Origin of the sequence: Spirillospora albida (genome assembly GCF_000718255.1) — a bacterium.
Taxonomy (GTDB): domain Bacteria; phylum Actinomycetota; class Actinomycetes; order Streptosporangiales; family Streptosporangiaceae; genus Spirillospora; species Spirillospora albida.
Genome location: NZ_JOFJ01000029.1, coordinates 46,081 through 56,923 on the forward strand (window position 1 = coordinate 46,081; position 10,843 = coordinate 56,923).

General features: G+C 71.9%; 11 protein-coding genes. 5 read left to right on the plus strand and 6 right to left on the minus strand.

Annotated elements, in window-relative coordinates; genetic code table 11:
* Positions 1 to 2: 2 nt before the first annotated feature.
* Positions 3 to 506, minus strand: a complete 504-nt coding sequence (locus IE99_RS0127140) for an FBP domain-containing protein (RefSeq protein WP_030176962.1) — start codon at positions 504 to 506, stop codon at positions 3 to 5.
* A 232-nt stretch (positions 507 to 738) separates the two neighbouring features.
* Between IE99_RS0127140 and IE99_RS0127145 the strand changes: the two genes are divergently transcribed.
* Positions 739 to 1,632: a class II glutamine amidotransferase gene (locus IE99_RS0127145; RefSeq protein ID WP_169744494.1), complete on the plus strand. Its 894-nt coding sequence runs from the start codon at positions 739 to 741 to the stop codon at positions 1,630 to 1,632.
* Positions 1,633 to 1,705: 73 nt separating this feature from the next.
* A complete protein-coding gene (locus IE99_RS0127150; RefSeq protein WP_245623358.1) occupies positions 1,706 to 1,948 on the plus strand; it encodes a DUF7455 domain-containing protein in 243 nt (80 codons plus the stop codon).
* Position 1,949: 1 nt separating this feature from the next.
* Here the strand turns inward: IE99_RS0127150 and IE99_RS0127155 are convergent, their stop codons facing one another.
* Positions 1,950 to 2,369, minus strand: coding sequence for a CBS domain-containing protein (locus IE99_RS0127155; RefSeq protein ID WP_030176967.1), 420 nt, complete (start codon positions 2,367 to 2,369; stop codon positions 1,950 to 1,952).
* 129 nt (positions 2,370 to 2,498) lie between these two features.
* Here IE99_RS0127155 and IE99_RS0127160 point away from each other — a divergent pair, with 129 nt between their 5' ends.
* Positions 2,499 to 4,880: a putative bifunctional diguanylate cyclase/phosphodiesterase gene (locus tag IE99_RS0127160; RefSeq protein ID WP_051713374.1), complete on the plus strand. Its 2,382-nt coding sequence runs from the start codon at positions 2,499 to 2,501 to the stop codon at positions 4,878 to 4,880.
* Positions 4,881 to 4,884: 4 nt separating this feature from the next.
* Here the strand turns inward: IE99_RS0127160 and IE99_RS0127165 are convergent, their stop codons facing one another.
* Positions 4,885 to 5,547, minus strand: coding sequence for a sulfotransferase family protein (locus IE99_RS0127165; protein ID WP_030176971.1), 663 nt, complete (start codon positions 5,545 to 5,547; stop codon positions 4,885 to 4,887).
* 163 nt (positions 5,548 to 5,710) lie between these two features.
* On the opposite strand from IE99_RS0127165, the gene IE99_RS0127170 reads away from it, so the two are divergent.
* Positions 5,711 to 6,508: a lytic polysaccharide monooxygenase gene (locus tag IE99_RS0127170; RefSeq protein WP_030176973.1), complete on the plus strand. Its 798-nt coding sequence runs from the start codon at positions 5,711 to 5,713 to the stop codon at positions 6,506 to 6,508.
* Positions 6,505 to 7,107: a DUF305 domain-containing protein gene (locus IE99_RS0127175; protein ID WP_030176975.1), complete on the plus strand. Its 603-nt coding sequence runs from the start codon at positions 6,505 to 6,507 to the stop codon at positions 7,105 to 7,107. Before IE99_RS0127170 ends, IE99_RS0127175 begins: the two co-directional genes overlap by 4 nt.
* Positions 7,108 to 7,201: 94 nt before the next feature.
* On the opposite strand, the gene IE99_RS0127180 is transcribed toward IE99_RS0127175, so the two are convergent.
* The 3 genes from IE99_RS0127180 to IE99_RS0127190 form a co-directional block, all read right to left on the minus strand.
* Positions 7,202 to 7,555, minus strand: a complete 354-nt coding sequence (locus IE99_RS0127180) for a hypothetical protein (protein WP_157610512.1) — start codon at positions 7,553 to 7,555, stop codon at positions 7,202 to 7,204.
* A 253-nt stretch (positions 7,556 to 7,808) separates the two neighbouring features.
* Positions 7,809 to 9,056: an EAL and HDOD domain-containing protein gene (locus tag IE99_RS0127185; protein WP_051713376.1), complete on the minus strand. Its 1,248-nt coding sequence runs from the start codon at positions 9,054 to 9,056 to the stop codon at positions 7,809 to 7,811.
* A complete protein-coding gene (locus IE99_RS0127190; RefSeq protein WP_051713382.1) occupies positions 9,053 to 10,555 on the minus strand; it encodes a GGDEF domain-containing protein in 1,503 nt (500 codons plus the stop codon). The genes IE99_RS0127185 and IE99_RS0127190 overlap by 4 nt, the downstream gene beginning before the upstream one ends.
* Positions 10,556 to 10,843 lie beyond the last annotated feature (288 nt).

Below are 10,843 nucleotides of genomic sequence, written 5' to 3' on the forward strand. Positions count from 1 at the left end.
GATCAGGCGATGACCGAGGCGATGAAGGCGTCCAGGTTCGTCCTGAGGCGCTCGACCCTGTCCGCCAAGGGGACGCCGTCGTCGTGGCCATCGCCCAGCAGCGTCTGCTTCCTGCCCCGCACGTACAGCGAGCAGGCCAGGTCGGCGCACAGATACTGCCCGACGCTGTTGCCCTGCTTGCCGGCTTCGCCGCCGCGCCGCGCGCCCAGCAGCGCGACACCGCCGCCGGTGTGCACGGTCTGGCAGAACGAGCACATGCTGGTCGAGTTGAACCCGCGCGCCCTGCCGGGCGCGGACGCGAACCTCAGCGCGATCCCGATGAGCCCGTCACCCCTCTCGGCGACCAGGTAGGCGCGGTCCGGGGCCTTGGGGTCCCGCCAGCCGAGGAAGTCGAGGTCTTCCCAGGGCGACTCCGCGAAGTCCTTGGGGAGGTTGAGGCGCTTGGCGTCGCCCTTGGAGCAGTTGACGAAGCACGTCCGCAGCTCACCTTCGGTAATCGCGCGCATGGGGCGCAAGCCTAGGTTCGTGCTCGCGGCACAGGCAAAGGGATTTCCCCTTCGGCCCCGCCCCGCCGGGCCTCGGCGAGGCTTTGCCAACTCCTCTACGCCGGACCTGAGTGGGTTTTTCCAGCGCAACCGTTCTGCACCCAGAGTGACCGGGGAACGCAACGTCCGCAGGGCCAAATGGAACCCGTAAGCGAAACTACGGGGGGCGGCTCTCATGTGCGGGATCTTCGGGATGCTTCGGGCACCGCAGGTGGACGACGTGCAGGGGCTGGCGACACTGCGGCTGCTGGGAGAGCTCTCCGAAGGACGCGGACAGGACGCGGCCGGTCTGGCGTTCCTGAGCCGGGAGGCCACACAGGCGGCGCCCGAGGGCGCGTCGGCGCTGGAGGACGTCCGGTTCGGCGGATCCCGGATCGTCAAGCGGACCGGGCTGTTCCGGGAGCTGTGGCAGGACGGGCTCCACGATGACTTCCTGGGGGCCGGCACGGTCCTCGGGCACACCCGGGCCGCGACGCAGGGCGACCCGCGGCGGCTGGTCAACTCCAGCCCGCTGGCCGTCGGGCACCTGGTCGGCACCCACAACGGCGACGTCGAGGCCGACGTCCTGCGGGAGCGGTTCGACGTCCCCCAGGGGGCGGGCGAGACCGACACCGAGGTCGTCTACCAGGCGATCGCGAGCGGCGCCCCCCTGGAGGACGTCCTGGGATCGCTGGTCGGACGCGCCGCGCTGGCGTGGGCCGAGCCGGGGCGCCCCGGGCGGGTCAACCTGGTCCGGGCGGCGATGAGCCCCCTGTCGATCGGGCGGGACGCCGCGGGCACCCTGTACTGGGCGTCGAACCCGGCGTGGCTGCGGGCCGTGGCCGAGCGCACCGACGTCGCGCTGACCGAGATCACGATGGTGCCGGAGGGCACCGCCCTGACGTTCGAGGCCGGGAACCCCGAGCCGGTCGAGCGGATCGACTTCGCCCCCACCGCCCGGGTCAGTGACGTGCCGCTGGGGCACGCGGTGTGGGCCGGCTTCTCCGCCGCGGACCGGGCCGCCGACGAGGCCGCCCTGCGGCACGTCGCGGTCGAGGCCCTGCCGATCGCGCCCGAGGCCCTGCCGATCGCGCCCGAGGCGGCGTGACCCCTCAGATGGACCGGCCGACGGCCGAATGTACCGGTGAACCCCGACGATTCCCTGCTATGGAGGTGGAGCGATGACCATGACGACCGAACGGGTGCGGACGGCCGAGCCGCTGAAGCTCGTTGACCGCTGCGACCGCTGCGGCGCCCAGGCCTTCGTCCGGGTGGAGTTCGGGCTCACCCTGGACCTGCTGTTCTGCGGTCACCACTTCCGCAGGCACGAGAGCGCGCTGCTGACCCACCACCCGGAGATCATCGTCCGGGACGAGCGCGACCGGATCAACCACAGGCCGAGCGTGTCCGCCAACGCCGAATGACTCACCGGTCGGCGTAGATCTGCTCCACGAAGTGCGCCAGCCGCTCGTCGGAAAGGTGGTGAGCAAGATCCGCCTCGCTGATCATGCCGACGAGCCGGTCGTCCTCCAGCACGGGGAGCCGGCGGATCTGGTGGCTCTCCATCTCGGCCAGGACCTCGTCGATGTCGGACGACGCCTGCACGCAGCAGGGTTCGCCCTGGGCGAGCGCGCTCACCTTGGTGGAGCCGATGTCCTGCCCTGACGCCACGCACCGGATGACGATGTCGCGGTCGGTCACGATGCCGCGCAGATGGCCGTCGGTGTCGCAGATCGGCAGCGCTCCGACCTGCTCGTCCCGCATGATCTGGGCGGCGCGCGTCAGTGTCTCGTCCTCGCCGACGCAGTGCACGCCGGTGTTCATCACGTCTCGTGCGGTGGTCACCGGTCCCCCTCGGTCGTGTGGCCTCACCGATACGTTCAGTGAGCTCGATGTGCTGCTGGTCACACAACTACCCCTAGCCTTCTGCTGTATGCCCTGGTCACACGGACACGGGCCAGAAGAGAAACGGTCATGAGCCACACGATCGCCGATGCGCCGGCCGTGACGCGGCCCCGGGAAGGGGCGGCGCGCGGCTGGTCGGCATACCTGGTGGCCGTCGCCGTGGTGGCGATCGCCACCGGCGCGCTCGCGCCGACCGCGATACTCCCGTGGATCCTGGTGCAGAGCGGCGCCGCGCTGGCCGTGCTCACGGGGCTCCGCCGCCACCGCCTGCATCGGATCCGGGCATGGCGGATCCTGACCACCGCCGTCCTGCTGACGTGGGCCGCGACCACCTTCCCGTGGGCCATCGGCTACATCGCGCTGGGGAACCGGGACGCGCTCGACGTCTACGAGATCATGATCATGGTGTCGTACACGCTGGGCGCGGTCGCGATGGTCCTGCTCGTCACGCCGGCCGGGCGGGCCCGCTGGTCCGGCCTCGTGGACGCCGCCATCATCGGCACGTCCGTGGCCATGCCGTACTGGGCCCTGTTCATCGACCCCATGATCGACCGCCTGCAGGAGGTCGACCAGGATCCGCTGTTCTCCCTGATCGTCCCCGTCATGGACCTGTTCCTGCTGGGGATGCTCGTCCGGCTCGCGTTCTACCGGGGGCGGGCGCCCTGGATGCTGCTGTTCATGGGGTCCTATCTGGCCCTCATCGTGGGCGACACCGCCAACCTCGTCGATCAGGCCGCGGGCCGGCCGGCGGGGGCGGTCGCGACGATCGGCTGGATGCTGTGGAGCGGGCTGGCCGGCGCCACGGCGCTGCACCCGAGCGTCCGGCGGGCGGGGGAGCGGCTGCTGCCGCCGATCGCGTCCGTCCGGGCCGGGACGACGTTCTACCTGGTGCTCGCCTTGCTCAGCCCCATCGGCGCCATGGCGGCGCGCGCGCTGCGGGGCGCCCCCGACGACCAGGCGTACGACCCGTTCGTGATCCCGATCCTGACCGTGCTGCTCGCCGTCCTGCTCGTCCTGCGGCTCAGCTCGACGGCGCGGCTCGCCGAGTCCCGCGCCGTCGTCCTCAACCGGCAGGCCGAGCAGCTCGCCGCGCAGGCGGCGGAGCTGAGCGCCACCCTCCAGGAGCAGGAGCAGCTCCAGGAGCAGCTGTCGTACCGGGCGACGCACGACCCGCTGACGGGCCTCGCCAACCGCATCCTGCTCACGGACGCGCTCCAGCGGACGCTGACGGAGAACGACCGGCCGCCGGCGCTGCTGATGCTGGACATGGACGGGTTCAAGGACGTCAACGACACCTTCGGCCACCAGGCCGGGGACGAGCTCCTCACGCAGGTCGCGCAGCGGCTGCGGGAGATCGCCCCGCCGGACGCGACGCTGGCGCGGCTCGGCGGCGACGAGTTCGCGCTGATGCTGCCCCGCGCGGACGCCCCGAGCGCCGTCCGTGTCGCCGACCGGGTCGTGGAGGCGCTGCGCGCCCCGTATCCGACCACCGCCGGGGAGTTCTACCTGACGGTCAGCATGGGCGTCCTCGCCGACAGCCCGGCCGCGAGCGCGTCGGAGGCGCTCCGGGACGCCGACCTCGCCCTGTACGCGGCGAAGAGCGCGGGCAAGGACCAGTTCGTCCGGTTCGAACCGGGGCTGCGGCAGGCGCGTCTCGACCAGACGCGGCTCACGACCGGGCTGCGGCGGGCGCTCACCCATGACGAGTTCACGCTGAACTACCAGCCGGTCGTGGACCTGAACACCGGCGAGGCGCACGCCGTCGAGGCGCTGCTGCGCTGGACGCCGCCCGGCCGGGCCGCCATCCCGCCGGACCGGTTCATCCCGATCGCGGAGGAGTCGGGGCTGATCGTCCCGATCGGCGCGTGGGTGCTCGACCGGGCCTGCGCCGACGTCGGCCGCTGGTACCGCAGGCACGGCGTCTCGGTCACGGTGAACGTGTCCGGGCGGCAGCTGCGCGAACCGGCGTTCAGCGCAACGGTGCTGGACGCGCTGCGCCGGCACCGGCTGCCCGAGCGCGCGCTGATCCTGGAGATCACCGAGAGCATGCTGCTGGCGGGGACGCCCGCCGAGACCCGCCGGGTCGTCGCGACCCTGACCGCGCTGCGCGAGCAGGGCATCCGGATCGCGCTGGACGACTTCGGCACCGGCTACTCGTCCCTCGCCTACCTGCGGGTCCTCCCGGTCGACATCCTGAAGATCGACCGGGCGTTCGCGACCGGCGTCGAGGACAGGGAGCAGCGGGAGGCGCGGGCGTTCACCAAGGCGATCCTGACACTGTCGTCCAGCCTGGACCTGCGCGCCGTCGTCGAAGGCGTCGAGTCCCGGGAGCAGGCCGAGGCGCTGCGGGAGATGGGCTGCCCGCTGGCCCAGGGGTACCTGTTCTCTCGCCCGGTCCCCGCCGACGAGATCGACGCCTTCCTGGACGGGGGCGGCGCCCGCCTCGCGTGACCGGTCAGGCGGTGCGGAGCGTCCGGCGGAAGTCCCGCCAGAAGGTCGCCGTGTCGTTCGCCCAGGGAAAGGGCTCCGGCGGGACGGCCACGTCCAGGAACTCGCACAGGGAGTCCCAGCCGTCCCGGATCCGGTAGACCAGGAGGCGGTCCTCCGCCACGCCCTTCATCACGGCCGCGTTGTGCCGCTCGAAGAAGGCGATGGACGCCTCCCGCGCGAAATCGATGTCGCGGCGGTCGCGGTTGAGGGTCTCCAGCATCCGCACGAACTCCGCCAGCGCGGGCCAGAGCGGCAGCACGAAGCGAAGCCCCGGCCCCGCCACCGGATGCCGCAGCAGCATCGGCAGCCGGAAGATCGTCCGGCGGGCGCTGGCGTACCACTCGTCGGGGTCGCGCAGGGTGAGGATGACCTTGGCCTCGGGGTAGTGGGCGGTGAGTTCGCGCCAGTACGCCGCCGCCGGGAAGTCCACGCAGGCGCGGTATCCGGCGAAGATCTCGTCCCAGCCGGGGGCGTCGCTCTCCGCGCGCCTCGTCCACTGCTCCATCCGCGCGCGGCTGCCGACGACCTCGAACATGTGGTAGCAGGGCGCGAATCCGAGGCGCTCCAGCGCGATCCGCAGGGAACTGGTCCCGGTCCGGCCGAGCCCCGCTCCGATGACCTCGATCATGCCCGCCCCCTTTCCCGGCGCGGCCCGTCCGGAACACCCCCGGCGGAGCTTCATGATCATTTCGCGGGTTCTTAAGGAGTGCTTAGGGCCGCCCGCACTAGCGTCCCGACGGTGATCGCGGCCGCCGCCCCGGCGGCCGTACCGACGTCAGGAAGGCACCCCCATGCGCAGGTCCGTCGCCTACCCCCTCGCCGTCCTCGCGGCCGCCGGGTCGACGGTCGTCGTCGCCGGCCCCGCCTCGGCGCACGGCTACGTCTCGTCCCCCCCGAGCCGCCAGGCGCTGTGCGCGCAGGGCGCCGTCAAGGACTGCGGCCCCATCCAGTTCGAGCCGCAGAGCGTCGAGGGCCCCAAGGGCCTGAAGAGCTGCAACGGCGGCCTGAGCCAGTTCGCCGTGCTCGCCGACGAGAGCCGGGCCTGGCCCGCGAAGTCCGTCGGCACGACCGTCCCGTTCAGCTGGACGTTCACCGCCCGGCACCGCACGAGCAACTGGCAGTACTTCGTCGGCGGCACCCTCGTCGGCACCTTCGACGGCGGCAACCAGCAGCCCGCGTCCGTCGTCACCCACCAGCTCGACCTCAGCAGGTTCCCCGGCAAGCGGACCGTGCTCGCCGTCTGGAACATCGGCGACACGGCCGCGGCGTTCTACAGCTGCATCGACCTGAACATCGGCGGCGGCTCCGGCGGAACCCCGGCCCCGGCACCGACCACCGCGCCGACCACGGCGCCCACCACGGCCCCGAAGCCGACCACCGCTCCCACGGCGAAGCCGACCACCGCGCCGACGGCCAAGCCCACCGCCGGCACCCCCGCGTCCGGCGCGGCCTGGGCGCCCGGCGTCACCTACCGGACCGGCACCGTCGTGACGTACGACGGCGCCAGGTACCGCTGCCGCCAGTCCCACACGGCGATCCGCAGCTGGGAGCCCTCGCCGTACACGCTGGCCCTCTGGCTCCCGCTGTGACCCGCCGCATCCGGGCGATCGCCCTGCTGGCCACCGCTCCGCTGCTGCTCACGGCGGCGTGCGGCGGCGACGGCGAGGCGACGGGCAGCAAGCGTGCCGCGACGGGCGCCCCGTCCGCCGTGACCGGGCCGGGCAGCCACAACGCCACCGACGTCATGTACCTGCAGATGATGATCGCGCATCACCGGCAGGGGCTGCAGATGGCCGGCCTCGCCGCGCGGAAGGCCCCCGGCGCGGACGTCCGCAGGCTCGCCAAGGCCGTCCACCTCACGCAGACCGACGAGGTGAAGCTCATGACGTCCTGGCTGAGGAAGTGGAACAAGCCGCTCACGGTCGACCACGCGCCGAGCGCCCACGCCGACCACGGCGGCCTGCCCGCGACGAGCGCCAAGGAGATCGGCGCGCTCCGGGTCGCGAAGGGCGCCAGGTTCCAGAACGCCTTCCTCAACCTGTTCATCGGGCACCAGTCCGCGGCGGTGGAAATGGCGAAGATGGAGACGGGCAAGGGCGTCAACGGCGAGACGAAGGCGTTCGCGACACGCCTCACCGCGTCCCGCCAGGACCAGATCAAGCAGATGCTGGTCATGCTCAACCGCTGAGCCCGCGGCCCGTCCGCCTTCCCCGCGCACGCGGACGGGAACGCACCGGCGCCCGGCACCGCGAGCGGTGCCGGGCGCCCGGCCTTACCTCCGGTCAGTCGTCGTGGTCGTCCCAGCCGCCCCGGTCCCTCCACAGCCACAGCGAGTAGGAGCGGCCCCAGTTCCGCTCGCAGTAGTAGCGGTCATAGCGGTCGGACCGCCAGACGATGCGACGCCCCGTCCTGTGGCAGGACCAGGACGAGAAGTGCCGCGAGTGGTACTGCCAGCACCCGCTCCAGTTGCCGAACCCGCACCTGGGCCACGGAGCGGCGGCGGTGCTCTGCTCCACCGCGGCCCGGTCCGCGCCGAGGACGGCGGCCTGCGCCGTCCCGGTCATCCCGGTGATGGTGAGTCCGGCGGCGCAGAGCACGGTCCCCGCGGCCAGTTTGCGTACGGAAGTATGAGTCACGATCTTTTCCCCCCGAGAATCGTTCGTCCGTACTTCATGCTCAACGTAATCCCGCGTTCGCCAAGTGCGGACAACCCGGCTTCATAGGCCAGGGAGATTAGTCACCGCCACCACCCTCGTTCGCAAAACCCTTGAAAAATCAGCCATCGCTGGAGCGCCTTCATCACAAGGGCTCCGGGATTTTCCGTTGCGGAGCGGACGATATGGCGGCACCCCGGCACCGCGGGCGGTGCCGGGGGAGGGTGCGCGCTCGTCAGTCGCGGACGGCTGCGGTGGCGCGCATGGCCCAGCTGACGGCCGACAGATAGGAACGCGCCAGGTCCTCCGCCACGACGGGGAGCAGCGCCTCGGCCGGCTCCTCGCCCGTGTCGTACTCGCGGACGGCGGTGACCAGCGAGCCGAGCCGGCCGCCCCCTCCGCTGACGGCGCTCGCCAGCTCGTTGTCCAGGGACAGCCGGGCGACCAGCGACGCGGGCGACACCGCGAGCATGTCCGACAGGCCGGACAGGAGCCCGGCCGTGAACGCCTGCTCGCCGGCCACCCCGGCGCGGTCCGCGAGGGTCTGGCAGAGCCGCGCCCGCACCAGGACCGACACCACGGTCTCGGTGCCGGCGCCGGTCAGGTCGCTGACCGTCATGAGGATCAGCCAGTGCCGCAGCCGGGTCAGGCCCATCAGCATGACGGCCTCGTGGATGGAGGAGACCTTGCGGCGCAGCCCCGCGGACGCGGAGTTCGCGGCCCGCAGCACCCGGTAGGCGAGCGCCGGGTCGGTCTGCACCATGGCGGTGACCTCGTCGATGTCGATGTCGGGCCGCAGGAGCCGGTCGATGAGCTCCAGGTACCGGAGCCTGGACGGGGCCAGGGTCTCCAGGGAGAGCACCTGGGAGCGGCCGAACGCGTACCCCTGGAACAGGTCGAATCCGAGGTCGCGGGTCAGCCGGACGTCCTCGGGGGTCTCCACGCGCTCCGCGAGCAGCTTCAGGTGGGGGTGGCGGCGGCAGGCGTGCACCTGCGCGGCCAGGTCGGTCGGCTCGACCCCGAGGACGTCCAGCTTCACGTAGGACGCCAGTTCCAGCAGGGGCTCGTGGCCGCGGCCGAAGACGAAGTCGTCCAGGGCGATCGTGAAGCCACGCCGCACCAGGTCCCGGACCCCCTCGATCACCTCGTCGGTCACGTCGACGGTCTCGAGGATCTCCAGGACGGTGCCCTCGGGGTCGAACGGCAGCGGCAGCTCGCCGCGCAGGAACTCGCCCGTGAGGTTGATGAACGCGAGGCGGCCGCCGGTCAGCTGGTCCATCCCGAACTCGGAGAAGAGGTTCACCAGGACGCGGCTGGTGGCCTGCGCCCCGGACGCGTCCGCGGCCGACGCCGTCGGGCCGCCCCGGAACAGCAGCTCGTAGCCGACCAGCTCGTACGCCCGGTCGTAGACGGGCTGCCGGCCGACGTGGACCCGGTGTCCCGGAGCGTGTCCCGATCCGTCGAAGGGAGGCTGGGTGTTCATCCGTGCTTCTCGCTTCCAAGGTTCCGGCCGGGCGCCCCGTCCGGGTGCTCCGAGCCGAGGTCGAGATCGAGGTACCCGGCCAGGACGACGCGGTCGCGGCCGGCGTGCTTGGCGGAGTACAACGCCGCGTCGGCGCGGGCGGTGAGCTGCTCGGCGGTCTCCTCGAAGTCCCACATGGCGACCCCGGCGGAGACCGTCTGCCCGTGCGGAACGGCCTTGCGGAGCCGTTCCAGGATCTGGCCGGCCTGCTTCATGCTGGTGTCGGCCAGGAAGAGGATGAACTCCTCACCGCCGTACCGCGCCAGGACGTCCTGCGGCCGCATCTGGGTCTGCCAGGCGGCGACGGCCTGCCGCAGCAGGTCGTCCCCGGCCTGGTGGCCGTAGGTGTCATTGAACCGCTTGAAGTGGTCCAGGTCGATCAGCGCCACGCACAGCGGGTCGCGGCGGCGGGACGCGGTGGCGAGCCCCTCGGTGAGCCGCAGCTCCCAGCCGCGCCGGTTGGCGGCGCCGGTGAGGGGGTCGCGCAGGCTCAGCGCGGTCAGCTCGTGCGCCTGCGTCTCCACCTGCCGGATCAGGCCCAGCATCCGCAGGACGACCAGGACGAACATCAGGGCGGAGGCGACCGCGATGCTGGTCCCGACCCAGGCGTCGACCCCTCCGAGGTGGGACCGGGCCAGCAGGACGATGGGGGCCAGCAGCGCCGCCGACGTGAGGACGCCCAGCCGGGGCCGGCTCAGCCGCGGCACGGGGACCCGGCCCCACCGGGTGAGGTCGGTCATCAGGGGGTGCAGGGCGGCGGCGCCGATCAGCAGGTTGGTGGCGAGGAAGAACTCGTCCACGACGCGGGTGGCGATCATGCCCGCGGTGCCGTTGACGTAGTCCTCCAGGAAGGCGAACACGATGTCGGCGGTCAGCAGCGACACGAAGGCGCCCGCCAGCATGCCGCAGGCGAGGTTGCCGACGGCGAGGCCGCCCCGCCCGGTCAGCAGCCGGACGAGCAGGACCAGCAGGAACAGGTCCAGCAGTGGGTAGGCGAGGCTGACGACGCGTGCGGGCAGGGAGCCGTCCTCCTGCACGGTGGGGACCACCATGAACACCCAGACCATCAGGCCGAGCCCGCCGGCGATGATCGCGGCGTCGATGAGGTCGCCGCGGTCCTTCGCGGCCCGCCGCCGCACCATGATCATCAGTCCGGCCCCGTAGAAGACGTACCCGGCCAGGTAGAGCACGTCGGCGATGGACGGGAACGGGTCGGTCTTCCACAGCCGGAGGTACAGGTCGTACAGCAGGTCGGCGGACAGGCACAGCGTGGCGCCGACGATCACGAACCACCAGGCCCGGGTGGCGTCGGGCCGCCATCGGCGCACGCCGATCACGGCCGTGACCAGGGCGATGGCGCCGATCCCCTGATAGGTGATCGTGCGCCACCAGCCGTCGGGCACGAGCAGGTGCCCGACCGCGAGGATCGAGACGAACGCTCCGTAGCGCTTCAGTGACATGACGTGTCTTTTCGTCGTTCCACCCGGAAGTCCCCTCATCGGCGGGCGGGAGGCCGTCCTGAGGGAATGGTCAGGAAAAGGTCAAGGACGAGGGCGCGCCAGGAGTCGTACACCCGGACCGGTCGGGTCCGGGTGTACGACGACGCCCCGGGCGCCTGGGGCTCCGGGGCGTCGTTCGATGTTGGGCTTAGTACTTGGGGTGGCCGAAGCCGACGATGGTGCCCATGGTGCGGGTGCGGACCATGACCTTGTCGCTGACGTTGCCTTCGACGGTGGTGACGGTGCCGT

What these genes read in the sequence shown, in the direction of transcription:
- IE99_RS0127165 (WP_030176971.1), bottom strand. Translation starts at nt 5,547, where the DNA reads ATGATCGAGGTCATCGGAGCGGGGCTCGGCCGGACCGGGACCAGTTCC.
- IE99_RS0127140 (WP_030176962.1), bottom strand. Translation starts at nt 506, where the DNA reads ATGCGCGCGATTACCGAAGGTGAGCTGCGGACGTGCTTCGTCAACTGC.
- IE99_RS0127160 (WP_051713374.1), top strand. Translation starts at nt 2,499, where the DNA reads ATGAGCCACACGATCGCCGATGCGCCGGCCGTGACGCGGCCCCGGGAA.
- IE99_RS0127190 (WP_051713382.1), bottom strand. Translation starts at nt 10,555, where the DNA reads ATGTCACTGAAGCGCTACGGAGCGTTCGTCTCGATCCTCGCGGTCGGG.
- IE99_RS0127150 (WP_245623358.1), top strand. Translation starts at nt 1,706, where the DNA reads ATGACCATGACGACCGAACGGGTGCGGACGGCCGAGCCGCTGAAGCTC.
- IE99_RS0127170 (WP_030176973.1), top strand. Translation starts at nt 5,711, where the DNA reads ATGCGCAGGTCCGTCGCCTACCCCCTCGCCGTCCTCGCGGCCGCCGGG.
- IE99_RS0127145 (WP_169744494.1), top strand. Translation starts at nt 739, where the DNA reads ATGCTTCGGGCACCGCAGGTGGACGACGTGCAGGGGCTGGCGACACTG.
- IE99_RS0127185 (WP_051713376.1), bottom strand. Translation starts at nt 9,056, where the DNA reads ATGAACACCCAGCCTCCCTTCGACGGATCGGGACACGCTCCGGGACAC.